We start from the raw sequence: 23891 nt of genomic DNA on the forward strand, positions 1-23891 counted from the left end.
CGGCGACCCGATCCTGGTGGCCTCCAGCCCAAGTCCAGTAAGGACCCCGGCTTTCAGCGCCTTTCTGATCAGGTTCAGGAAGCGCTCGTCACTGATACGCCTGCGGAGCAGTCGAATGAGGATGTCATGATCGATGTTGTCGAAGAAGGATGAGATATCCCCTTCGATGAACCATCGGATCCCCGTCCAAACCTTCTTGATCTCCTTCAGAGCCGTGTGGCAGCTGCGTTCCGGCCGGAACCCATGGGAGGACTCCAGGAACGTCGGGCCTTCGGTCGACTCATAGATCGCCTCCAGCACCATTCTGACTACTTCCTGTACGACCTTTTCAGTCGGAGAGGCGATCCCAAGCGGCCTGGTCTTGCCGTTGGCCTTAGGGATCTCCACCCTTCTGGCGGGGGAGAACCGGAAGCTCTCGTTACGCATGGCGTCCGTGATCCTCCTGATGGTTTCCCTTGAGAAGCCGTCGAGAGTTGATCCATCAATGCCAGGCGTCATGTTCCCGGGCTTGCTCTTCAGCCTCTCATAGGCAGCAAGGTACAAGTCCTCGCAGTACATGAGGCGGTAGAGATCCTTGTTGACCCATGACGGGTCCCGGTTGAGATGTGCGATTACGCCCAGTCGTTTGAGGTCTGCTCCGACCATCCGGCCGAACCCCTTCCCACTTGACGCTCCATTACCTGCCGCCCTTTCCCTTCGCCACTGATTAAGTGGCCGTATCCCGATCGGGGCGGGTACTACGGCGGCTCCGTCACCTTAGCCGTTACCAGCCTTAGGCGATCCCCGAGTTGTCCTGATAAGGCGTTTGTCCACCCTTAGGTCCCCATTCCGTGCTTTCACCCGCCGCTTGCGGTTGTCCCCGTGAAGTGGCTTCGCGCTACTGGTAAAACTCGTATCGCGATCACGGGCCCCTGGTGTCAGATGGCAACCTGGGGAGGTGGTGCGACCCCAACTGCACTTGGGTTCAGACAGTAAGGCCTTGACCATAGGTGGCCTGGCGCACCCTGCATCTCGCCTACGCCATCTTCGGCTCACAGGGCTGGCCCGGCATGCTCTTGTCCCTCCGGGGTTTCCCCCTCGGGTTAGCCGGTCGCCTCCACTACATCGCCACTAGTAGGACTCCCTTCGAAATACCCTTATCAGCACCACACGGGCGCAATTCACCTGCACCACCAGCCTCACAATCGAACACATTATTGTCCGGTCCATGTCACCGCGATAGGAATCCAATCCCGATATCCGCAGGGGCCGCACCGTTGTCTACCGCCTCCAGGCCCATGTGGTCTTCACCGGCGGTGCCGCGGCCCCTGTCTCTCGTCCTCTATCGGGGTGCGTGGTCGCTGGTGCCGATGAGGGCGGACAGGGCGGTGGTGAGGGTGGAGGTGTCGAGGGGCCGGTCGTGGATGAGAGCGTGGAGGAGGACGCCGTCAATGAAGGCCGCGATGGCCTGGGCGGTGGCCTGGCCGGTGCGGGGGGCGAGCAGGTCGGTCAGGCCGTCGAACCACAGGCGGGCGGCGGGCCGGAGTTCGGGCCGGTGGCTGGCGGCCAGATACAGCTCGTCTTGGATGCGGTGGCGCTGGGGCTCGGCGAGGTAGGCGGTGGTGAGCTCGGCCAGGGCGGCGGCCAGGTCCGTGGCCTCCCGCAGGTCACGGGCCATCTCCTCCAGGCCCTGGCGAGACAGGGCGGCGATGTGTTCCAGAGCCGCTTGGACGAGGTCGGCCAAGTCGGTGAAGTAGTAGGTGGTAGAGCCCAGGGGGACCTCGGCGGCCGCGGCGACCTTGCGGTGGGTGAGGCCGCTGACGCCTTCCCCGGCGATGAGTCCGGCGGCGGCCTCGACGATGGCGCGACGGCGGCCGGACGGATCACGGCGGCTCGACGCGCTCCTCCCGGACTCGCGCGAGGTACCTCGCACGGACTCGCGCGACGTACCCCGCCCGGAGTCGCGCCCAACGCCCCTCTCGGAGTCGCTCAATGCGCCCCTCCCAGGTTCAGCGTGACCACTCCGGCGATCACCAGCGCGACTCCGAGCACCTTGGTCGCCGAGATCGGCTCACCCAGGAGCACTACTCCGATCATCACGATCAGCGCCGTGCCCAGCCCGGCCCACACCGCGTAGGCCACTCCGATCTGCAACCCTCGCGCGATCCCCTGCGCCAGGGCCACGAACGACACCGCATAGCCGGCCAGGCAGGCCACTGTCGGCCACAGCCGGGTGAACCCTTCCGTGCTCTTCAGCAGGCTGGTGGCTACCACCTCCGCCGCGATCGCCAACGCCAGGAACACGTACATCACCATGATCAGACACCTTTCCTGTACGTTTGTACATGTACAAACGTACAGGAAACTCGGCGGCGGCCTTCCATCAGAGCAAGGCAGGAGAAGGGCTGCCGGAAGGAGCTCGTCATCAGGGAGGTCGGCGTGGTGCGTCGAGGTGGGCTCTGTCCTGCTAGCAGACCCGGGCACGCCCTCACGCGCCTGAGAGCGGCGATAACCGTAGGGCAGGCCCCGGGGCTCGGCGAAGAAGTTGGGAGGGTAGTGGGGATAGGTCAGAATGCCTGATGTGATTGTGGACAAAGCGATCTACTGCAATGGCGTCCGCGAGACCATCAGCGGCGACATCAGTGACGCCTTTGGTGACGCCCGAGCCAGGGGCGACTGCTTCTTGTGGATCGGCCTGCACGAGCCCACCCAGGAGGAGTTCGACCTCATCACCCGCGAGGTGAAGCTGCATCCGCTGGCCGTGGAAGACGCCATCCACGCCCACCAGCGGCCCAAGCTCGAACGCTATGACGACACCCTGTTCGTGGTGCTCAAGCCGCTGCTGTACGTGGAGGAGAGCTCTGACATCGAGGTCGGCGAGATCAACCTGTTCCTGGGGAGCGACTTCGTCATCAGCGTCCGCCACGGCCAGGCCAATCCTCTGACCGGGGTGCGCCGGCGCATCGAATCCGATCCCGAACTGCTGGCCGCCGGACCCTCCGGGGTGCTCTACGCGATCTGCGACCAGGTCGTGGACACCTACTCACAGATCTCCCACGAGATCGAACACGACCTCATCGTCCTGGAGCGACGTGTCTTCAGCGGCGAGCAGGCCGATGTCACCGAAGACATCTACTCCCTCAAGCGCGAGGTGCTGGAGTTCCGCACCGCCCAAGATCCGCTGGTGCCGGTGCTGGAGGAGATCGTCAAAGGCCGGGTGGAGTTGTGCACCGCCGTCCGCGACCAATTCCGTGATGTCCTGGACCACCTGCTCCGCGTGGACGCCCAGGTCGACGAGCACAACGAACTGCTCACCAGCGCCCTGAGCGCGCACCTGGCCCTGGTGAGCCGGGAGCAGAGCGCGGCGGCCATTCAGCAGAACATCGACATGCGCAAGATCTCCTCGTGGGCGGCCCTCATCGCCGTCCCGACCATGATCGCCGGGATCTATGGCATGAACTTCGACCACATGCCCGAGCTGCACTGGCTGCTCGGCTACCCGCTCAGCCTGAGCCTCATGGTCATCGCCACGTTCATCGTCCACCGGTTGCTGCGCAAGAGCGGGTGGCTGTGAAACCCGCCAGCTTCTCGCTGGGCAGGCTCCTCATGGCCGCGGTTCTCGCCTGAATCGTCTTGCTGACCATCATCATCCTGCTCGACCCCCGCGGCTCCGGTTCTGTGCCCTGAGCAGGGCGCCCAGCCGGTGCGACGGGCGAGGTCTCCGCGGCCCGGCATCGTCTATCGGCGTAGAGGCGAGGGGTTGGCAACCAGGTCGCAGCGATGCCCGTCATCCCGAGGTGCGGGTCCGCCCAACGGCGCGAGCGTGCCCGCATCCGCAGCGAGAAACGCATCCTAGGCAGGGCGGTCGATCGGCAGGCCGAAGGAGGGGAACAGGTCGGCCCGGTGGAATGCGAGCACTGAGGAGACTCCCGCCTTGGTCAGCGTCAGCACCTGCAAATAGCGCGCGTGAAAGCCACCGTCGCGACCGCGGCCGTACAGGGCGAACGCGGGCTGGCCGTTCGCCGAGGTCTCCACCATGATCCGCAACCCCTCGCCAGGAGCCACCTTCGCCGCGAGCAGGCGAAGTACGTTCTCGCGGCCGTGGAACCAGGTCGGGATCGGGGGCATCTCCCACCTGATGTCCTGAGTCAGGAGGCCTTCCAGAGCGACCAGATCCGCCTGCTCGAAGGCTTTGGCGTACTGGTCGAGCAGAGCACGGCGCCCGGGCTCATCCGGCTCGCTGAACTGCTCTTCGGCTGGTGTGACCTTGGCGAGCTCCGCACGCGCGCGCTGGAGCGAGCTGTTGACCGCCGCAGTTGTCGTGTCGAGCAGCGCGGCCACCTCCGACGCCTGCCAGGCAAGGACATCACGGAGAATCAGGACCGCGCGCTGTCGCGGCGGGAGGTGCTGCAACGCGGCGACCATCGCCAGCCTCAGGCTCTGCCGAGCCCCGACGACCAGAGCAGGGTCAGTGCTCAGCAGGTGATCCGGGAACGGCTCCAGCCAGCTCGTCTCCAGCGCCGGCGCATCCACATCGTCCGGATCGGTGCCAGGAGCACCCAGCGCTGAGGGCACCAGGCGGCGACTGCTGTGCCGCAAGGCGTTCAGGCAGAGCCGTGTGGCGATCCTGTAGAGCCACGTCTTGACCGACGAACGCTGCTCGAACTCCGCGAATCCCTTCCAGGCGCGCAGGTATGTCTCCTGTAGTACGTCCTCTGCGTCGTGCGGCGAGCCGAGCATCCGGTAGCAGTGCGCGACCAGCTCACTTCGGTATCGCGCGAACTCGTCCTCCAGGTTCACACCGGCTCCTCGGCTGGCTCCGGCCGAGCACTCGGAGCGCCGGGTACGACGCTACGTCGCACCCAGCGCAGCTCGACGGTCGTCCGACTCTTGCAGCTCACGAGAGGTCCTCCAGAAAGTCGCTGTCACAAGTACTGACAACGGCGAAGGCCCCGGCTCATCGCGGCGATTAGTGTCCGGCGCCCGGGTTGTCCATACCAGTGACAGCGAACCGATCGAGGAGAGCCTGATGAGCTCAGCAGTGATCCGCTACCAGACCAAGCCGGAATCGGCCGAGGCAAACCAGCGACTGATCGAGAACGTCTTCGCCGAGCTGGCCGCCGCGGCGCCGGCCGGGCTGCGATACACCAGCTTCCGGCTGGCCGACGGAGTCACCTTCGTCCATGTCGTGAACGGCGAAGGCCTGCCTGAGCTGGCCTCCTTCGAGGAGTTCCAGCGCGAGCTCGGCAACCGGCTGGCCGGCAACGTCACCCGCGAGGAGGCCAGCCTGATCGGCTCGTACGCCGGCGCGGTGGTGACCACCTCCGACCCAGGGGTCGTCTATAAAGATCGCTAGATGTTCAGCCGGCCGGGAACGAGTCGGAAGTCGGGTCACGATTCCAGGAAGCGCAGCACGGCCAGCACGCGGCGGCTGTAGCCGGTGTGGTGAGACAGGCCGAGCTTGTCGAACAGCGAATTGACGTGCTTCTCCACAGCACTCTGTGACACGTGCATGGCCTGGGCGATCGAGGCGTTCGTCAGGCCCTGGGCCATGCGTTCGAGCACGTCTCGCTCCCGAGGGGTGAGCCGGGCCAGCGGATCGAGCTGGGTGGTGCGAGCCAGCAGTTGGCGTACGACCTCGGGATCGAACGCCGCTCCCCCGGCGCCCACCCGGTCGAGTGCGTCGAGGAAGTCGGCTACCTGTGCCACCCGGTCTTTGAGCAGGTAGCCGACGCCTTCCACGTCACCGCTCATCAGCTCCGTGGCGTACTTCTTCTCCACGTACTGCGAAAGGACCAGGACCTTGACGGCGGGCCAGCGGCGCCTGATCTCCAGTGCGGCGCGCAGGCCCTCGTCGGTGTGGGTGGGCGGCATCCGTACGTCGACCACCACGATGTCGGGCTCGTGCGCGGCCACCGCTTCGACCAGGGCGGGACCGTCGCCCACGGCGGCGGGCACCTCGTGGCCCTCCTCCACGAGCAGTCGCAGCAGGCCCTCGCGCAGCAGCGTCGAGTCCTCGGCCAGGATCACCCGCACGGCAGCTCCGCCACGATCGTCGTCGGGCCGCCCGCCGGGCTGGCCAGCTCGAACCTGCCGTCGAGTGCCGCCACCCGGCGCGACAGGCCCGACAGCCCGCTTCCCGAGGCGGTCGCGCCGCCCCGGCCGTCATCTTCGACCCGCACGATGATCATTGTGCCCTCCCGGTGCACGTCAACGGTGATGAGCGTGGCTCCCGCGTGCTTGGCGGCGTTGGTCACCGCCTCGCAGACGACGAAATAGGCGGCCGTCTCCACCCCCATCGGCGGGCGCGCGGCCAGCTCGCAGGACACCTTGACCGGCACGCTCGATCGCTCGGCCACCCCCGCCAGCGCCTCGCCGAGGCCGAGGGAGTCCAGGCCGCTCGGGTAGACCCGCCAGGCCACCTCGCGCAGCTCGGCCAGCGCCTGCTGCGCTTCCTCATGAGCCTGGTTGAGCAGCTCGGGACGGCCGCGCCGGGATCGGCCGATCAACATCGACAGGGCGACCAGGCGCTGCTGGAGGCCGTCGTGCAGGTCGCGTTCGATCCGGCGGCGCTCGGAGTCGACCGCCGCCACGATCCCGGCCCGGCTCTCGGCCAGCTCGACGATCCTGCGCTCGAGTCTCTCTGTCGGGTCGGGTCCGAGCACGCGCTGGGCCAGCCGACGTTCGAGTGAGTACACGCCCACCAGGCCCGACAGGTTCAGGAAGAGCAGCAGGATCCCGGCCAGGGTGAAATAGAGCAGGATCGGCAGAGTGGGTGCGATGCCGTCGAAGGTGTCGCCGCTCGCCCAGGCCCAGGCGAGCCGGCCGACCATCACCACCCCGAGCAGGAGCAGCCCCACGACCAGCCCGCCCAGCAGGCCCGCCGGAGCGCGGAGGGCCAGATAGCGCGGGGCCCGCCCGCCCACGTCGAACTCCGTCGCGTCCAGGCGCAGGCGCCGTGTCTCCAGCAGGACCAGCCGCCCGGCCGCCGCCCGCGTGTTGGGAGTGCCCAGGAAGGGCAGCGCCACCACCAGGAACACCACGTCGACCAGGGCGGTGGCGGCGCCCAGCGACACCGCCGCCAGCAGTCGCAGGCCCTCAGCGACGGGACGCATGCCGCCCCTTGCGCCGCTCGGCCACTCGCACGCCGATGAACACGAGCACCGCCAGCACGACCACGCCGATCACGACGTTGGTGCCGACTCCCACGTATGCCTCCACCAATGACCAGTTTTCGCCCAGGTAGTAGCCGGCGAGCACGAACACGGTGTTCCAGATGAGGCTGCCGACGGTCGTCAGCAGGGTGAACGTGAGCAGCGGCATCCGCTCCACCCCCGCCGGGATGGAGATCAGGCTGCGGAAGATGGGGATCATCCGCCCGAAAAAGACCGTCTTCTTGCCGTGCTTGAGGAACCACGCCTCGGTCTTCTCGATGTCGGAGATCTTCACCAGTGGCAGCTTGGCGGCGATGGCCAGTGTGCGGCGGCGGCCGAGCAGCGCGCCCACCCAATAGAGCGCCAGCGCGCCGGACACCGACCCCGCCGTGGTCCACATCAGCACCTCGAGCAGGTCCATCTCGCCCCTGCTGGCGGTAAAACCCGCCAGCGGCAGGATCACCTCGCTGGGCAGGGGCGGGAACAGGTTTTCCAGCGCGATCGCCAGGCCCGCCCCAGGGGCGCCCAGAGTCTCCATCAGCGCGATGAGCCATTCAGTCATGTTGTAGAGGCTAATCAAGATCCAAAGTGGCGGTAATGAGGTGGGCGGCAGATCTGGGCTGTGGTAAACCACAGGGTGATTCGTACCGTACACTGTACGGCCGTGAGCCCAATGACGGATCTGGTACGGCAGGCGGTCGTCTTCGAGCCCGGCGATCCACCCAGAGAGGGGCGGATGGCCTTCCTCGACCCGGACGGGGACGCCACGGTGACCGTGGTCGAGGAGCACGACGGTGAGCTGCGGGTTCTGGAGGCCCGGGCCACCCGCGTTCCGGTCGCCGACGCCGTAGCCGTGCTGGCCAGGGCCAGGAGCGACGCGGGCGCCGATCCGGCGGCACGGTTCTGGGGCGCGGTGGCGCTGGTCGCGCTGCAACTGGTCGCCAGGGGGCGGATCCTGCCGGGGGTTTCGGCGGGCGACTTCGACTCGTGGCGGGCGGGGCCGTTCGACGCGGGCGATGTCCAGCGGATCCGGGAGCTGGCCGACGCCATGCCCGCGGCCGCACGGTCCGTACCTCTCGAAGACCGGGCCGTCCAAAGCAGCACATCGCGCCCAACGGCCGCCGAGTCGCTCCAAGGCGACGGACATGACGCGGGAGCAGCGACGTCGAGCGACGCCGAGTCGCGGCAACGCCACGGACGCGGTGCGACAGAGGTGCGGCTGAGGGACGCGGAGTCGCTGGTGCGCGCTTTCCTGGACGCGGTGGCCGACGCGATGCCGCGCTCCCCCGGCGCCGTCCGCGCCACCGGCACCTCGGCGTTCGCGGCCGTCAAACCGGTCAAAGTGCCCCGGCTGCGTGCCTGGGCCGACGAGGTGTCGGCGGGGCTGGACTCCGGTGTACGCCTGTCGCTGCGTCTGGAGGCCGACAGCCTGGAGCAGGCGGAGTTCCGGGCGGTGGTCCAGCTGCACAGCCTGGCCGATCCGTCCCTGGTGGTGGACGCCGCCGACCTGTGGGCGGGCACCGACCCGGGGTTCGGCCCCCGTGCCAGGATCGACGCCACGCTGGCCATCAGGCGGGCCGCCCGCGCCTGGGCCCGGCTGGAACGCCTGCTCGACAGCGCCGTCCCCGACGAGCTGACCCTGTCCGGCGAGGACGTGGAGGACCTGCTGGCCGGGGCCGCGGAGCGCCTGGGCGCGGCCGGTGTCGAGGTCCACTGGCCACGGGAGCTCGTACGCGGCCTGAGCGCCCGCGCCGTCGTCGGCGAGCGCGACAGTGCTCCGTCCGACCTGCCGTCCTTCCTCGGCGGCCATCACCTGACCAGCTTCGACTGGCAGCTCGCCCTGGGCGGCGAGCGGCTGACCGCGGCCGAGATGGACCGGCTCGCCGAGGCGCACCGGCCCGTCGTACGACTGCGCGACCAGTGGGTGCTCATTGAGCCGGACCTGGCCCGCAAGGCCCGCCAGCGCGATCTCAAGCCGCTGAGCGGCCTCGACGCCCTCGGCGCCGCGCTGACCGGCACCGTGGAGGTCGACGGCGAGCAGGTGCCGATCGAGCCGAGCGCCTGGCTGCGGGAGCTGCGCGACCGGCTGTCGGAGCCCGAGGAGATCACCGTGCCCGCCGGTCTGGACGCGCGGCTGCGTGACTACCAGCTGCAGGGCCTGCGCTGGCTGGCCAGGATGACCTCGCTCGGGCTCGGCGCCTGCCTGGCCGACGACATGGGCCTGGGCAAGACGATCACCCTGATCGCCCTGCACTTGCACCGGGGCGGTGGTCCCACGCTGGTCGTCTGCCCCGCCTCGCTGCTGGGGAACTGGGAGCGGGAGATCTCCAGGTTCGCACCGGGCGTCCCTGTCCGCCGATTTCATGGAAATAGCCGGACATTGGCTGATGAGGGCTTCGTACTGACGACATATGGCACCATGCGGATGGATGCGGCGCGGCTCGCCGAGCACCCGTGGGGGCTGCTGGTGGCCGACGAGGCACAGCACGTCAAGAACCCCTCATCCGGTACGGCCAAGGCGCTGCGCGAGATCCCCGCGGCCGCCCGCGTCGCGCTGACCGGCACCCCGGTGGAGAACAACCTCGCGGAGCTGTGGGCCATCCTCGACTGGACGACGCCGGGGCTGCTCGGCTCGCTGGGCAGGTTCCGCTCGCGCTGGGCCAAACCGGTCGAGTCCGGCGACACCGTGGCGGCCGAGCGGCTGGCCAGGCTCGTGGGGCCGTTCCTGCTGCGGCGCCGCAAGTCCGATCCCGGCATCGCGCCCGAATTGCCGCCCAAGACCGAGACCGACCGACCGGTGGCGCTGAGCACCGAGCAGGCCGGACTGTACGAGGCGGTGGTCCGGGAGAGCATGCGGCAGATCGAGAGCGCCCAGGGCATGGCCAGGCGCGGCCTGATCGTCAAGCTGCTGACCGGGCTCAAGCAGATCTGCAACCACCCGGCCCATTACCTGCACGAGGCCGCGCCCAGGCTGACCGGCCGGTCCGGCAAGCTCGAACTGCTCGACGAACTCGTCGACACCATTGTCGCCGAGGACGGCGCGGTGCTGGTCTTCACCCAGTACGTGGCCATGGCGCGGCTGCTCGACCGGCACCTGACCGATCGGGGCGTGGCCACCCAGTTCCTGCACGGCGGCACCTCGGTGCCGAAACGGGAGGAGATGGTGCGGCGCTTCCAGAAGGGGGCGGCGCCGGTGTTCCTGCTTTCGCTCAAGGCGGCCGGCACCGGCCTGAACCTCACCCGCGCCGACCACGTCATCCACTACGACCGCTGGTGGAACCCGGCCGTCGAGGACCAGGCCACCGACCGCGCCTACCGCATCGGCCAGGACAAACCCGTCCAGGTGCACCGGCTGATCGCGGAGGGCACGATCGAGGACCGCATCGCCGAGATGCTGGCGGCCAAGCGCTCGCTGGCCGATGCCGTACTGGCCGGAGGCGACGCCGCTTTCACCGAACTGACCGACGCGGAACTGGCCGCACTGGTGGAGCTGAGATCAACTACCACCGGTTGAAGCTGGTGGTTTGCTCTCGCGGTCCCGTCTGGCGGAAGGGAGGCCGGTAGCGTGTGGCTGGTTGATGACAGCCCAGCCCGCTATGCCGCGTGTGGCGATGTTGCGGGCTGCGATGTGGTCGGCGTGCCCAGCGAGGCCGCACCTTGTGCAGACGAACCGGCCCCGCGCCGGCCGGGTCGCCCTGCTGGCATACCCGCAGTCAGGGCAGATCTGCGAGGTGTAGGCGGGGTCGACCAGGACGAAGGCGACTCCGGCTCGGGCGGCTTTGTAGCGGGTGAAGGTAATCTGCTGGGCGAAGGCCCAGCTGTGCAGGGTGCGTCGCTGGAGCCGGTGAGCCCTTACCCGGCTGCGGATGCCCTGCAGATCTTCCAGGGCGAGACCGCGGCCGGTGCGTTCGGCTTCACGCACCACATATTTGCTGATTTGGTGGTTGAGGTCGGTCATCATCCGGTGCTCACGACCGGACAGACGGCGCAGCACCCGCCGCGCCGCAGACGTGCCCTTCTTCTGCAACCGTCGGCGCTGACGGTGCCGCCGTTCGCGCAGGGTGCGGACGTGGCCGTTACCGCCGACCGGCCCAGGCAGTACCGCCCGGTCGGAGGTGACCGCCAGGTTCGCCACCCCTTGATCCACCCCAAGAAAGCCGCCGACCGGCTCACGCACCACCGGCTTGGGCAGGGTGAGGGCGATCTGCAGCAGCCACATGCCGCGCCGGTAGATCAGGTCGGCCTCGCCGAGCGGCAGCGTGTCGATGGCTTTGAGGTCTTCTGGTCGGCCGGTGTAGGGGAGGGTGACGCGGCCGGTGGGGGTCCACAGCGACACTGTGCGGGCGTCCCGGTTGAAGCTCATCAGCCGGGCGTCGTAGGGGACGGCGCCGTGCGGGCGGAAGATGTGGGCGCGTTTCTTGCTGGCGCGCCGGTTGGCGTAGGCGCCGGCGACCCTGGCGATCGCCCGCACGGCCGCTTGCGCACCCAGCCCAGCCACCTGCCCGCGCACCTCGTAATAGGCCAGCCGATGCAGCTCCAGCACGGTGAAGACGCGGTGCTGCCAGGCCAGCCGGGAGACGAGGGTGGCCGCCTGGTTGCACACCTGCACCGCCGCGGCCAGCGCCTCAGCCTGGGCGGGCGTGGGTGTGAGCCGCAGTTGCACGATCGTGGGCAGGCCGTGGCGTTTGGTGGTGGAGCGGCGGATCGCCATCGCGCACCTCCTGTCACAGCGGCCTCACTCACCGCACATATTACCGAACGTGACCGAGCCTTTCCATTCTGTTTTCGAAAGGAGGGGTGGCGCTTCCTCCCAGCCCTGAAGGACCGGGCCTCCGCGTCACCATGCAGATGAACGCTGTCAGAGGATTCCCCGCGTTCCCCGCGCAACAGGCCGGCGCCCGCTTCGCCACCTCCTGGTGGGGCCGGGCCTGGATCCAGGCCATGGAGGACACCTCCCTCGACCACACGCTCCTGCGCAAAGGCCGCACCTACGCCAAGAGTGGCCAGGTCGGCCCCATCACGGTCAGCCCGGGCCGCATCGCCGCCGTCACCGAGAGCGAGTACGACACCGTCGTCCACGTCGAACAGCTCGCCGCCCCCGACTGGGAGCGCTTCCTCGACCAGGTCGCCGCCAAGGCGGGGCACATCGCGGCGCTGCTCGACCGCGACATGCCGCACGACCTGGTCGAGGCCGCCGAGGACGCCGGAGTCCCGCTGCTGCCGACGGTCGGCGACCTCGAACCGGAGTGCACCTGCCCCGACTGGGGCCACCCCTGCAAGCACGCCGCCGCCCTGTGTTACCAGGCGTCGTGGCTGCTCGACGCCGATCCGTTCGTGCTGCTGCTCATGCGCGGCCGGGGCGAGCAGGAGCTGATCGAGGCGCTCCAGGGCCGCGACGTCCCAGCCCCGGCCGAGACCGGTACGCCCGCCGCGGTGGCGTTCAGCCTGGGCGTGCCGCCGTTGCCGGGGCCGCCGCCGCTCGACATCGCGTACGCGCCGCTCGAGCTGGAGCCCGTGCCCGGGGTCGACGTGGCCGCCCTGGAGGTGCTCGCCGCCTCGGCCGCCGACCGGGCCCGAGAGCTGCTGCTCACCGGGCGGCTGGCCGTACTGACCGAATACCAGGACCGGGTACGCCTGGCCGCCGCCCACGACCTCGACCTCGGCCTGGAGGCGGCCGTACAGGCCTGGCGGTACGGCGGCGCCGACGGGCTGGAGGCGCTCGAAACGGCCTGGACCCCGCCCAAGAAGGACCTGGCCAGAGCCGGGGCACTCCTGCGGGCCGGCTGGGAGGGCGAGCGCCCGCCGGAGGTCGAGGCCTGGCGCAACCGCTGGACCATCGGCGCCCGGCAACTGCGTTACGGCCGCGACGGCCGCTGGTACCCCTTCACCGACCGCGACGGCCAGTGGTGGCCCGCCGGCCCACCGGAACGCGACCCGTCGGCGCTGGTGGGCTAGCGAGCCCACGCTTGGCTGGAGGCCGCGCGCCGAAGCCGCGGCGCCAGGTCCACGCGACCATGGCGTCGGCCTAGCCGGCATCGCGGACGAGGAGGGCGATCTGCACCCGGTTGGCCAGCCCCAGTTTGGCGAGTGAGCGGCTGACATGGGCCTTGACCGTAGTCTCGCTCATGTTGAGTTCGCGGGCGATCTCGGCGTTGGCCAGCCCTCGGGCCACTGCCTGGACGACCTGCCGTTCGCGCTCGGTGAGGGCGGCCAGACGTTCGCGCGCGGCGCCGACGTCTGGTGCCTGCTGCCCGGCGAAGGCGTCGATCATCCGCTTGGTCACCGACGGCGCGAGCATGGCGCTGCCGTCGGCCACCGTGCGGACGGCAGCGATCAGGTCACGGGGCGCGGTGTCCTTCAGCAGGAATCCCGCGGCCTTGGCGCGCAGGGCGCTGTAGACGTACTCGTCGCGGTCGAAGGTGGTGAGCATGACCACCTTCGGCGGGTTCGGGGAACGGTTGAGCTCCTTGAGCGCGGCCACGCCATCCATGCGGGGCATCTGTACGTCCATGAGCACGACGTGCGGCCAGTGGCGCGCGACCGCGGTCACCGCCTCCACCCCGTTCTCCGCCTCGGCGACCACCTCGATGTCGTGGGCGGCCTCCAGGATCATGCGCAGCCCGGTCCGCACCAGGGCCTCGTCGTCGACGACAAGCACCCGGATCACGTGGGCAGCCTCGCTGACACAAGGAAACCGCCGTCCGGCTCCCGTCCGGCGGTGAACCCGCCGCCCAGCAGTTCGATGCGCTCTCTCAGGCTGATCAGGCCGAGCCCGCTGCCGGGCATCGTCGGCGTGTCATCTGATGGAACGGAGTTCTTGATGGTGACCTCCAGCGCCGAAGGCAGGTAGCGCACCACGACCTGGGTGGCAGCCATGCCCGCATGCTTGTGGATGTTGGTGAGGGCCTCCTGCACCATCCGGTAGGCGGTCTGCTGCACGATGACAGGCACCTCCCGCGTCGTCCCCTCATCGCGCCGTTCCACAGGCACGCCGACAGAACGTGACTGATGGAGCAGCCAGTCGAGATCGGCCAGCGTCGGCTGAGGTTCGAGGGCTTCCTCCTCGATCATCGGCCGTCGCCGGGGAACTTCGGCGAGGATCCCGAGAACGGCTCGCAGTTGCTCGAGGGCTTCCTTGCCCGTGATCCGGATGAGTTCCGCCTCCGCCGCGATCTTCTCGTCCACAGCGTTGATTTCCAGTGCCCCCGCCCGCAGGACCATCAGGGATACCCGGTGCGCCACCACGTCGTGCATGTCCCGCGCGATACGGGCACGTTCCTGCGCGCGAGCCTGCTCGGTACGGGCGGCCTGCTCCCGCTCCAGCCGTTCGGCGCGCTCACGCAGCCCGGCCACCACCTGCCGGCGCGCGCCCACCCACAACCCGATCACCAGCGGAAACCAGACGAACAGCGGCGCGCCGCCCAGAGCGGAAAGAATGTCGGCGCCGGGCCGGGGCAACACCGCCAGAAGGCTCGCGGCCACCGTGAAGACCGTCAGGTGCAGGGGCCGCCGATACGTGGTCGCCGCGACATAGGACGCCACGGACAGCAGGAACCCAGGCGACCGCGCCACCGAGTCGACGGCTACGACGAGCAACAGCGGCCAGAGCCGCCGCGGTACCGCCCAAGCCGCGACGGCGGCCAGGAGACCGACCGCCGCGCCTTGGACGTACGAGGGCACCGAGGCGAGGCCGAAGAAGATGTCCGGTTCTGAGCCCGGCACGAAGGCGGCGCAGAAGGCGGCGGCGGGAAGCGCTGCCGCCACCAGCCGATGACGTATCCCCTCGATCCTCACTCGGTCAGCCTAGACAGCCGTATCCGGTGTGCACGCATCTCACCAGCTCACCAGTCGCAGGGGCTTGCGGTCGGGGGTGGGGAGTCGTTCGGTTGCCAATTCGGGGACGGCCTTGCGCAGCACCTGGATGCCGAGCGGCACCAGTACCAGACACAGGAGGCCCGTCGAGACGACGTCGAGGAAGGTGCTCGCCTTGAGATGGCCGGTCCACAGTGTTCCCGCCCAGAGGAACAGCAGGAGACGCCCCACACCGAACGTGCCCGACCGGTAGGCCCCGATGGCCAGCACAAGCGTTCCGATGTACAGGCAGAAGGCAGCCGTGACGGGAACCCTCCACGGTCCATAAGAGACGTCCACATACGTGTTCATCACGACCTTGGTCGTCTGTTCAAGGCCCAGCTGCCCGATCATCTGGAAGGCTGTCTGATCGACGCCCGCCCAGTACAGGCGAGAGAAGAGGCCCAGGACGAGGAGCGTGCCGCCCACGAGGGCGGACCACGGAGATCTCGCGGCGACGATCCGGGCGAGCGTGATGACCGCGGGACACAGCAGGATGGCGCCGAGGGCGAAGCACGCGTAGCCGGCGGTGACCAGCGTGGGGTTTTCCACGTACGCGGCCAACTGAGACGGCGCGGCGAACGGCTGCCTGTCGAACTCCGCCAACTGCTCGGGGGTAAAGGCTCCCGAGTTCAGCGCCAGGTACCGCAGAAGCAACCCGGCCGACCATACGAGAGGGGCAAGGACAAGCGCCACTCCTCCGATGATCCGTCCTGGAAGCCAGGCATTGTGCTGAAGGAGAGCAGGGGTCTTCCATGTGCTGCCCGGTCGGGCAGTCTGGTCTGCTTGCGGCATGACGACCACCCTGGATCACAGATGGCGCGATCACATCCGTCAATCGATACAGCAGGCGTCTCTTTAGTTGGAGCACTCCCGAGTGCCCTGGACCCCGCCCGAGAAGGACCTGGCCAGAGCCGGGGCACTCCTGCGGGCCGGGTGGGAGGGCGAGCGCCCACCGGAACGCGACCTGTCGGTGCTGGTGAGCTGACGAAGCTCATCCGGACGAGGTGGCCGGGGCCCGGGACTCGGCGCCGGGCGTCTGCTGGATCAGGATCGTGGTGGCGCGTTCGAGGAGCGCGCACAACGCGTCGCGCTCGGCCGGGGTGAAAGCCGCGCCGAGTGCGCGCTCCAGCACGATGACCTCTCGATAAGCACCGTCCAGCACGCGCCGACCCTGTTCGGTCAGCGAGGCGATGAGGACCTTGGAATGTACGGGCGAGGCCTCGCGGACGATGAGTTCCTTGTTCTGGAGGCCGGTCAGGACAGAGGCCATGGTCTGCTGTGTGACGCCACAGGAGCGGGCGAGTTGCGCACCGGACCTGCCGTCCTCGCGCGACAGTGTCAGCAACACGGTGTACTGCGTCATGGTGAGGCCATAGCCGCGCAGAACGGCCTCATGGTGAGCCATCAGAGCCTGCTCGGTGCGGCGGATGCGCGTACAGAGGTATTCCTCGGCGGGGACATCGGTCATTAATCAACAGCTCCCTGTGTTGACTCAGGTACCTGATATTCGTAAGGTTTCTCGGTATCAGGATACTGAGTCAACACAGGGAGCTGTAACGATGAAGGCCGTGATTTTCGACGCCGACGACCGGTTCGCCCTCGCCGACATCGACGAGCCCATCCCCGCTGCGGGGCAGGTCGCGATCCGGGTGCAATACGCCGGAATCCAGTACGGCGATGTGCTCGTCCGCAGCGGCCACTTCCCCGTGCCGCGCCCCTTCGTGCCCGGCTTCGAGGCCGCCGGCCGCGTCGTCGCGGTCGGCGAAGGCGTGGACGCGGGCCGTGTCGGGCAGCGCGTGACCGCCCTGACCAGCGCGGGGGCATACGCCGAGGTCGTGGTGGCGCCAGACCTCCTCGCCTTCGACGCCGCCGGCGTGGACCCTCGGACGGCCGCCGGGTTCGGCTGGGCCACCCCGACCGCCTACGACCTGATCAACACCGTCGGCCGGGTACGTCCCGGTGACAGCGTGCTCATCCATGCGGCGGCGGGGGGCGTCGGCACGCTCGCGGCCCAGTTCGCCAAGGCCGCCGGAGCCGCCCGCATCGTGGGAGTGGTCGGCGGCACCGCCCAGGCCGACTACGCCACGCGCTTCGGCTACGACCTGCTGGTGACACGCGAGGACTTCCCCGGCGCCCTCGCCGACGAGCGGTTCGATGTGATCCTGGATCCCATCGGCGGGCCGACCCGTCTGGCCAGCCTGGAGCGGCTCGCGCCGCACGGCCGCCTGACGATCTATGGCAACATCGCCACCTTCGAACCTGTCGAGATCAACACCAACGACCTGCTCATGAGCGGAAGGTCAGCCCTGACCTACAACAGCAACCTCCTCAGCCAGACCCACCCGCAACGCTTGGCCGACAGCGCCACCCAGGCACTGCGACTGCTGGCCGACCACACGGTCCGCGTGGACGTCACCGCCGAGTATGAGATGGCCGACCTCGATACCGCCATCGAACGGCTGGCCAATGGTGACATCCACGGCAAGAGCATCGTCCGCATCGCCTGACCCGCCCGACCATAAGCCGGCCGGCGGAGGCGCCGCACTGGCAAGCTCCAGAAGGACCTCGCCATGGCACGCCTCGCCCTCGGGGCAAGGGCAGCACAGCGACCGACCGCGCAGTTCGTGAAGGTGTTCGCGTATCCATCGTCGATCGAACCGACGATTGCCTACCTGGAGCACGTCCGAGTCCCCCGGAATCGAGCCAAGAATCCACGACCGATACCGCTGGGCACATAGCTCGTGGGCGGCATGCTCGTCATCGGCGATGCCGTCCGCGAGCGCGTCCGCCACCGTGAAGGGATTGCCCCACCGCGAGGTACGGTCAACGATCACCGCACCGGCCGGCTTCCGCCAACCAGGGGCACGGCGCCGCCGAATCCGAACCGGAGTCATCCCCCACCTCGGATCGACGATGGGCTCCAGAGCGCTGAAGACACTGGCGCACCTGCTCACAGATCGCGACGATGCGGCAAGACTCAGAAGTCAAGCGGAACGAAGTGCCACGGCATGCCCTACGTCGTACCCCCGTCGCGCGGGAAGGGATGCTCAGGCTGGCGGGGCGTAGGCGGCGCTGGTGTTGTCGGCGGCGGCCTTCGCCTGGTCGGCGGGGGCGCCCGCCGCCTCGTGAGCCTCCCCCCACAACCGGCTGCACGTCTTGCTGTAGGTACGGCCCTCCTCGCTTCCCTGCCAGGCGATCGGATCGCCGATGGATTCGCCCGCCAGGTGGAGGGCCAGGCCGAGCAGCCCCTGGTCCCAGCCGACGCCCACGGCGCCCGGTCCGAACCGGTCCCAGAACTCGGGCGGCGCGGCGGCGGTGTGCCGGAGCTCGAACAGCGTGCGCTCGGCGCCGTCGGCCGACAGCCGTACCTCGACCTCGGAGAGCCCGGGGGCGTCGCCGAAGATCCAGGAGACCTTGAAGCGGTGCGGCGGCTCGCACTCCAGGACCTCTCCACCGGCGTTGCCTTCGAGCTGGTAGTGGCCGCCGAGCTGAAGGTCCCCCTTGACGGGCAGGAACCAGCGGCTGATGCGCTCCGCGGACGTGCAGGCGTCCCACAAGTCCTCGATGTCGGCGTCGTAGTGGCGGCGCAGCACGACGGTCTTGAGCTCGTCGCCGTCTTCCAGTTGCCGGTGGACGTATTCGATCTGCTTGATGATGTCGATCATGTGTGCTCGTTTCTCGATGATGGGCCGGGAGCGCGGCGTTCCCGCTTGCCCCGAGCCAGCTCGGTGGCCAGCGCGTCCAGCCGCTGCTCCCAGAACCCGCGAAAGCGTTCCAGCCAGAGGTCGACCTCCCGCAGCGGCCCGGGCTCGACGGCGTAGAGCCGCCGGGTGCCCTCGGCTCGCACGCTGGCGAACCCGTTGTCCCGCAGCACCCGCAGATGCTGTGAGACGGCCGGTTGGGAGATGCCGTGCTCGCTCTGGATGACCGCGGTGACCTCGCCGGAGCTCAGCTCGCCATCGGCCAGCAGTTCCAGGATCCGGCGCCGGACCGGGTCGCCGAGGACGTCGAATGCATGCACATGACGGATTATTTCAAGCCGGACTTATATAAGTCAATGTTGATATTCAAGTGGTCGCCGGGCGGATAGGACCGGAGGGGGGTGGCCTATCCGCCCGGCGGGTCTGTGTGTCACCGTGCCAGGTAGGCGCGGATGATCGCCACGGTCCCGCGGATGATCGTCACCGTGTCGCGTAGGCGCGGATGACCTCCTGGGAGAAGGCGTTGCCATCGACGTCAGCGGCCTTGAGCCGCAGCGAGACGAAGCTCCCGGGCCGCCGGTCCAGCGTGGCCTCGTAGGAGTCCGTGCCGCCCTTCGCGCGCAGGCGGCTCGCCCGCCACGTGGCGCCGTCGTCATAGGACACCTCCAGGGACACCTCCTTCAGCGCGCTCCGCGCCGCCCCCTCCTGGCGATGGAAGGACACGCCGAGCTTGGCCGAGCGGGCCTGGTTCTTCAGGTCGACGGGCGCGTCGATCCCGGCCAGGATGAGCGGGATCACCGTGGCGACCCCCGCGTCCACGTGCTCCGAGCCGAACGTCCACACCGACCGGATACGCGTCGACAGCTTCGCCCAGGTGGCCTCGTTGCGCACGTCGTACTCGATCCGGTACGTGGACTTCTCCACCGGCAGGGGCACGCTGCCCGAAGGCAGGTAGTTGGTCTGCTGGAGCAGTGAGTCGCCCTGGTAGAGGCGGAAATCGGTTTTCATGCCGTGCTCGAACGTGCTGGTGTAGGTGTCGCCGTAGTTGCCGCTCGCGTCGACGAAGCCCTGCATGGAGATGCGCAGTTTGTCGCCCTCCCTGCGCAGCGGATTGCGCGGGTTGACGCCCGGCAGCAGCGGCTGCTTGAACCAGGTGCGCTCCACCCGCTCCCCCGCCTTATAGCTGCGGAACTCCGGCGACGACAGAGCGACGCGTGGAGTGTCCACGTGCGGCCACATCGTGTTGTAGTGCCGCTCGGGACTGCCCGCCGAGGAGCTCCAGCGCAGGTCGGGATCGGGGGTGAAGTACTGGACCTGGGTACGCGGCGTCTTGGCCAGCGGCCGGTTCGTGGAGATCGACGAGGTGTCCCACGGCTCGAACACGAACCGCGCCTCGTTCACCGTCACGTCGTCGGCGAGCTGGCTGTGATAGCCCGCCTCGGTCCTGGCCAGGGACCGGTCGCGCACCACGTACCGCAGCGAGTCCGGCACCCGGCCCTTCTCTCGCAGGTACAGGTCGTACACGTAAGGGCTGGCCACGATCCCCTTGGCCAGGACGGGCACGGGCAGCCGCCGCAGCCGCTCGACCAGCTTCAGACCCTCCTCCTGCGTCAACCGTACGGTCGGGACCGTGAGCTTGACGCCGGTGCCGCCCGAGGTGATGTCCGCCCCCGGACGGTCGCTGTAGATCGCCACCATTCTGGCTCCCGCGGCCGCGGCCGCGTTGGACTGGGCCGAGACGGGCACGCCGTCGGTACGGCGGATGACCGCCAGCTTGCCGCGCAGGTCGCGGGCCTTGATCTCCTCGGCCGTGCCACGTCCGGCGTCGACCGCCGCGAGCAGGGCGGTGCCGTCCAGCTTCGGGTATTCCGTGGCGTAGTCGCTGAAGGAGACCGGGTCGTAGTACTGGGGGTTCAGGTCGAGGCCCGGAGCCGTCAGGGTGATCGCGGGTGCCTCCAGCCGCCAGCGGGTGGCGACGGTGAAGGTGCCCTTGGTGACCTTCCTGGTCGGCTGGATGAACAGCCGCTCCTCGACCTGCCCGCCGGGCGAGATGTTGGTGCCGCCGCGCAGCGCCGTCCCCTTCTCGCCGGCGCGGTACCAGGCGAGCTGCGCCGCGGCGCCCATGTTCCGCTTGGTCTTGTGGTCGGGGGTCCGGATCTCGACCTCGACGGCCTTGCGGGCGTCGAGGACCACCTCGGTGTCCCCGGTGATCTTCATCTCGGGGTCGCCGACGAGGCTCTCGTTCAGTGGCTTGCCCGTCGCCGTGCTGTCCTGGGTGGCGGGCATGGTGAAGATGTGGCCGAGCACGGAGTAGGTGCCGGGCTTGACCAGCAGGCAGGTGCCGGTGCCGGACTTCTGCTCGGTGCACGGCTGGGCCGGGTCGCCGGGCAGGACGCGTCCGACCAGGGTGCCCTCGTCCAGGTTCAGCACCGTGAACCCGCCGCGCGCGTTGCGGCCGTCCCTGGCCACCCCGCGTACTCGCAGCTGAACGCGCCGCTGCTCGACGCTCGCGGTCAGCAGGGTCCGTACGGCGGCGCCGCCGGGAACGCTCGCCGACAGCTCCTCCCGCAGTCGGCCGGGCGGTGCGCCCTTGAGGGTCACCTTCACCTCGGCCTGCCCGGCGGCGGGCACGGTCACCTCGCCGGGTTCGGCGGTGAACGGGCCGCCGGCCTTCAGGTCCAGCTCGACGGGCTCCTTGCCGAGGTTGCGGTACGTCATCGTGACGCTCTTGTCGGCGCCTTCCACGAGGCCGCCGAAGTTCACCGAGCCGGCCGAGGCGACGACGGCGCCCTTCAGCGCCGCGCCGACGTCGATCCGGCCGGTGCCCCGAGCGTCGGCGGGCGTGCCCGGCATGGGCTTGGCGCTCTCCATCAGCAAGGATTTCAGCTCGGGCCCGGTGATGCCGGGCCGGGCCTGCCGCAGCAGCGCCGCGGCGCCCGCGACGTGCGGGGTGGCCATCGAGGTGCCCGACATCGTGACGTAGCCGCCGCCCGCCTTGGCGGCGGTGATCTCCACGCCCGGCGCGGTGACGTCGGGCTTGACCGAGCCGTCCACGGCGATCGGGCCCCTGCTGGAGAAGGTGGCCAGCTGGTCGGCGCGATCGACCGCGCCGACGGTCAGCGCGTCGGCGGAGTCGCCGGGGGCCCCGACGCAGCCATCGCAGCCGTCGTTACCCGCCGCCACCACGAACAACGTGCCGTACTGCTGGGACAGCCGCGACACGGCCGAGGAGAGCGGCCCGCCCGCGACGCGGCTGCCCAGGCTCATGTTGACGACCTGCGCGTGCTTCTCCCCCGCCGCCCACTCCATGCCGTCGATGATCCAGGAGAGCTGACCCTTGCCGTCAGCGCCCAGAACCCGGCCGTTCAGCAGCCCCGCCCCGGGCGCCACGCCCTTGCGGCGGCCGTCCGAGGCGGCGCCGGAGCCCGCGATGGTGCTCGCCACGTGGGTGCCGTGGCCGTTGGGGTCGCCGGTGATGTTCTCGCCGGTGAAGTCGCGCTGGTCGGTCACCTTCCCGGCCAGGTCGGCATGGGTGGCGTCGACGCCGGTGTCGAGCACGGCCACGGTCGTGCCCGTGCCGTCGAAGCCGGCCGCCCACGCCTCGGGCGCGCCGATCTGGGGCACGCTGTTCTCCAGCACGGGCTCCACCTTGCGGTCGAGCCAGATCTTCGACACCCCGGCCAACGGGCTCGCCGCGCGGGCTGCGGTTCCGGCGGCGAGCCCGGCCAGCGCGGCGCCGAAACGGGCCGCGTCATGGGTGGCGATCGACACCCCCGCACCGCCGATGCTCTCCAGCGTGCGGAGCTGCTTGACGGCCGGGATGGCGGACTTGGTGGTGTTGCCCTCGTAGGTGAGGATGAGCGGGATCGCGGCGTCGTACCCGTCCTCGGCCAGCTCCGAGACGTCGAACAGCGCCGCGTCGAGACGCTGCGGGACCAGGGCGGCGACGTCGTCGGGGATGACGCTCAGCTGTCCGTCGGTCTCCAGCACCTGGAAGTTCGGCACGAAGCCGTCCGCGCGCGGGGCCGGAGTGATCGTCACCGCCTGGTGCCCGCCGTCGACGGCGCGCAGGTGCACCTGGTCGCCGGTGATGAGCGTGATCTCACCGCCGGACGTACCGACCGCGAGCCCTGAGGTCGAGGCCGCCATCTCGGCGCCGGCCTGGGCACCGGGCACCGACAGCGCGGAGACGGCCAGCACCGCCGCGACGGTGGCCACCGCCCATCGCCCACGCAGCATTGACGACCTCCAGCGAATCGGTAAGTGAAGCTACCGAATTCCTAGTGGTCATGATCTGGCGTTGTCCATGCGAAAGGTGTGGCCAGATCCCGACTTGTCGTGAACTCGCCAGCCCTAAGGAGCGCTCACTCCCCGAACTCGGCGGCATGATCGGCAACCCACTCGGCGAAGGTCCGCGCCGGACGGCCGAGCACGCGCTCCACCTCCCCGGTCACTCGTGCGGGCTGCCCGACACCCCTGGCGTACCTGGCCATCAGCGCCTCGACGAACGGCTGGGGGAAACCGCGCGAAATCATCCCCTGCGCCGCTGCCTCCGGCGGGATCTCCTGGTAGCGCAGCGGCCTGCCGATCACCTCGCCGATGATCGCCACTGTCTCCTCGTGGGTGAGTGAGTGCGGGCCGGTCAGCTCCAGCCTCTGGCCCGCGAACTCGTCCGTGAGCAGCGCGCGGGCGCCGACCGCGGCCAGGTCCCGCTCGTGGATCAGTGCTTCGGCGAACTTCGCGTACGGCCCGCGCACGACGTCGCCGACCCGGATCTGGCCGCCCCACGAGTGCAGGGTGTTGACCGCGAACGAACAGGCCCGCAGGCTTACCCACTCCAGACCACTGCCGATGGCGGCCTCCTCGGCCTCCTTGTTCCTGTCGCCTCTGAAGCGGGACGGCTGGTCCGCCAAGTCGTCGTCGACGTTGCTCGCCGACAGAGCGACCACCCGCCGCACCCCGTTCCGCCGGGCCATATCCAGCAGTTCGACGCCGCCACTGGCCACCGCGCGCGGGTGGAGGAACAGCGCGCTGACACCGTCGAAGACGTCCGGTCGCGCCACGACCTCCACCCCGTCGGGCAACCCGGCGGTCTGCGGTGAACGGCTGACGGCGCGGACCTTGGCGCCCTCCGCGACGAGCAGCTCGATCAGGGGGCGTGCGACGAGGCCGGTGGATCCGGTTACTAAGATCATGAGATGTC

At 69.2% G+C, this 23891-nt stretch carries 20 protein-coding genes and 2 pseudogenes; 5 read left to right on the top strand and 17 right to left on the bottom strand.

What is annotated here, in order from left to right; all coding sequences use genetic code 11:
- From AB0J16_RS54940 to AB0J16_RS54950, 3 genes are all read right to left on the bottom strand, one after another.
- A partial coding sequence (locus AB0J16_RS54940) for a reverse transcriptase domain-containing protein (protein WP_358555861.1) occupies positions 1-645 on the bottom strand: 645 nt, incomplete at its 3' end.
- Between the two features lie 676 nt (positions 646-1321).
- Positions 1322-1912 (bottom strand): TetR family transcriptional regulator, encoded by a 591-nt coding sequence (locus AB0J16_RS54945; protein ID WP_358555864.1) that lies wholly within the window; start codon positions 1910-1912, stop codon positions 1322-1324.
- 56 nt (positions 1913-1968) lie between these two features.
- A complete protein-coding gene (locus AB0J16_RS54950; RefSeq protein WP_358555867.1) occupies positions 1969-2295 on the bottom strand; it encodes a multidrug efflux SMR transporter in 327 nt (108 codons plus the stop codon).
- A gap of 256 nt (positions 2296-2551) precedes the next feature.
- Here AB0J16_RS54950 and AB0J16_RS54955 point away from each other — a divergent pair, with 256 nt between their 5' ends.
- Positions 2552-3553 (top strand): magnesium and cobalt transport protein CorA, encoded by a 1002-nt coding sequence (locus AB0J16_RS54955; RefSeq protein WP_358555870.1) that lies wholly within the window; start codon positions 2552-2554, stop codon positions 3551-3553.
- A gap of 278 nt (positions 3554-3831) precedes the next feature.
- Here AB0J16_RS54955 and AB0J16_RS54960 read toward each other — a convergent pair.
- Positions 3832-4785: pseudogene (locus AB0J16_RS54960) on the bottom strand (sigma-70 family RNA polymerase sigma factor); the annotation flags it as partial.
- 223 nt (positions 4786-5008) lie between these two features.
- Here AB0J16_RS54960 and AB0J16_RS54965 point away from each other — a divergent pair.
- Positions 5009-5335: a hypothetical protein gene (locus tag AB0J16_RS54965; RefSeq protein WP_358555873.1), complete on the top strand. Its 327-nt coding sequence runs from the start codon at positions 5009-5011 to the stop codon at positions 5333-5335.
- A gap of 35 nt (positions 5336-5370) precedes the next feature.
- Here the strand turns inward: AB0J16_RS54965 and AB0J16_RS54970 are convergent, their stop codons facing one another.
- The 3 genes from AB0J16_RS54970 to AB0J16_RS54980 are packed head-to-tail and all read right to left on the bottom strand — an operon-like array spanning position 5371 to position 7695.
- Complete coding sequence (locus tag AB0J16_RS54970; RefSeq protein ID WP_358555876.1) at positions 5371-6015, bottom strand: response regulator transcription factor; 645 nt, start codon at positions 6013-6015, stop codon at positions 5371-5373.
- A complete protein-coding gene (locus AB0J16_RS54975; protein WP_358555879.1) occupies positions 6006-7094 on the bottom strand; it encodes a histidine kinase in 1089 nt (362 codons plus the stop codon). The genes AB0J16_RS54970 and AB0J16_RS54975 overlap by 10 nt, the downstream gene beginning before the upstream one ends.
- Positions 7078-7695: a DedA family protein gene (locus AB0J16_RS54980; RefSeq protein WP_358555882.1), complete on the bottom strand. Its 618-nt coding sequence runs from the start codon at positions 7693-7695 to the stop codon at positions 7078-7080. The genes AB0J16_RS54975 and AB0J16_RS54980 overlap by 17 nt, the downstream gene beginning before the upstream one ends.
- Before the next feature lie 111 nt (positions 7696-7806).
- Between AB0J16_RS54980 and AB0J16_RS54985 the strand changes: the two genes are divergently transcribed.
- The gene (locus AB0J16_RS54985; RefSeq protein ID WP_358556044.1) at positions 7807-10647 is read left to right on the top strand and encodes an SNF2-related protein; all 2841 of its coding nucleotides are present in this window, start codon (positions 7807-7809) and stop codon (positions 10645-10647) included.
- Here the strand turns inward: AB0J16_RS54985 and AB0J16_RS54990 are convergent.
- Positions 10630-11844, bottom strand: coding sequence for a transposase (locus tag AB0J16_RS54990; protein WP_358555885.1), 1215 nt, complete (start codon positions 11842-11844; stop codon positions 10630-10632). The genes AB0J16_RS54985 and AB0J16_RS54990 overlap by 18 nt on opposite strands.
- A gap of 137 nt (positions 11845-11981) precedes the next feature.
- Here AB0J16_RS54990 and AB0J16_RS54995 point away from each other — a divergent pair, with 137 nt between their 5' ends.
- Positions 11982-13088 (top strand): SWIM zinc finger family protein, encoded by a 1107-nt coding sequence (locus tag AB0J16_RS54995; protein ID WP_358555888.1) that lies wholly within the window; start codon positions 11982-11984, stop codon positions 13086-13088.
- A gap of 70 nt (positions 13089-13158) precedes the next feature.
- Here AB0J16_RS54995 and AB0J16_RS55000 read toward each other — a convergent pair whose 3' ends face one another.
- The 4 genes from AB0J16_RS55000 to AB0J16_RS55015 all read right to left on the bottom strand — a co-directional run bounded on the left by AB0J16_RS55000 (position 13159) and on the right by AB0J16_RS55015 (position 16455).
- Positions 13159-13800 carry a response regulator transcription factor gene (locus AB0J16_RS55000; protein WP_358555891.1) on the bottom strand — a complete coding sequence of 214 codons (642 nt, stop codon included), beginning with the start codon at positions 13798-13800 and terminating at the stop codon, positions 13159-13161.
- Complete coding sequence (locus AB0J16_RS55005) at positions 13797-14927, bottom strand: histidine kinase (protein ID WP_358555894.1); 1131 nt, start codon at positions 14925-14927, stop codon at positions 13797-13799. The genes AB0J16_RS55000 and AB0J16_RS55005 overlap by 4 nt, the downstream gene beginning before the upstream one ends.
- A 39-nt stretch (positions 14928-14966) precedes the next feature.
- Positions 14967-15641 (bottom strand): hypothetical protein, encoded by a 675-nt coding sequence (locus tag AB0J16_RS55010; protein ID WP_358555897.1) that lies wholly within the window; start codon positions 15639-15641, stop codon positions 14967-14969.
- A 337-nt stretch (positions 15642-15978) separates the two neighbouring features.
- On the bottom strand, positions 15979-16455 hold the full coding sequence (locus AB0J16_RS55015; protein WP_358555900.1) for a MarR family transcriptional regulator: 477 nt from the start codon (positions 16453-16455) through the stop codon (positions 15979-15981).
- Positions 16456-16546: 91 nt separating this feature from the next.
- Between AB0J16_RS55015 and AB0J16_RS55020 the strand changes: the two genes are divergently transcribed.
- Positions 16547-17494 carry a zinc-binding alcohol dehydrogenase family protein gene (locus AB0J16_RS55020; RefSeq protein WP_358555903.1) on the top strand — a complete coding sequence of 316 codons (948 nt, stop codon included), beginning with the start codon at positions 16547-16549 and terminating at the stop codon, positions 17492-17494.
- 57 nt (positions 17495-17551) lie between these two features.
- On the opposite strand, the pseudogene AB0J16_RS55025 reads toward AB0J16_RS55020, so the two are convergent.
- From AB0J16_RS55025 to AB0J16_RS55045, 5 genes and pseudogenes are all read right to left on the bottom strand, one after another.
- A pseudogene (locus AB0J16_RS55025) lies at positions 17552-17881 on the bottom strand (DUF4326 domain-containing protein); the annotation flags it as partial.
- A gap of 153 nt (positions 17882-18034) precedes the next feature.
- Complete coding sequence (locus AB0J16_RS55030; protein WP_358555906.1) at positions 18035-18652, bottom strand: SRPBCC family protein; 618 nt, start codon at positions 18650-18652, stop codon at positions 18035-18037.
- Positions 18649-19008: a metalloregulator ArsR/SmtB family transcription factor gene (locus AB0J16_RS55035; RefSeq protein ID WP_358555909.1), complete on the bottom strand. Its 360-nt coding sequence runs from the start codon at positions 19006-19008 to the stop codon at positions 18649-18651. The genes AB0J16_RS55030 and AB0J16_RS55035 overlap by 4 nt, the downstream gene beginning before the upstream one ends.
- 160 nt (positions 19009-19168) lie before the next feature.
- A complete protein-coding gene (locus AB0J16_RS55040) occupies positions 19169-22927 on the bottom strand; it encodes a S8 family serine peptidase (protein WP_358555912.1) in 3759 nt (1252 codons plus the stop codon).
- 125 nt (positions 22928-23052) lie between these two features.
- Positions 23053-23883 carry an NAD(P)H-binding protein gene (locus tag AB0J16_RS55045; RefSeq protein WP_358555915.1) on the bottom strand — a complete coding sequence of 277 codons (831 nt, stop codon included), beginning with the start codon at positions 23881-23883 and terminating at the stop codon, positions 23053-23055.
- Between the last annotated feature and the right edge of the window lie 8 nt (positions 23884-23891).

It is taken from the genome of Nonomuraea sp. NPDC049750 (genome assembly GCF_040659625.1).
In the GTDB taxonomy this organism is placed as follows: Bacteria; Actinomycetota; Actinomycetes; order Streptosporangiales; family Streptosporangiaceae; genus Nonomuraea.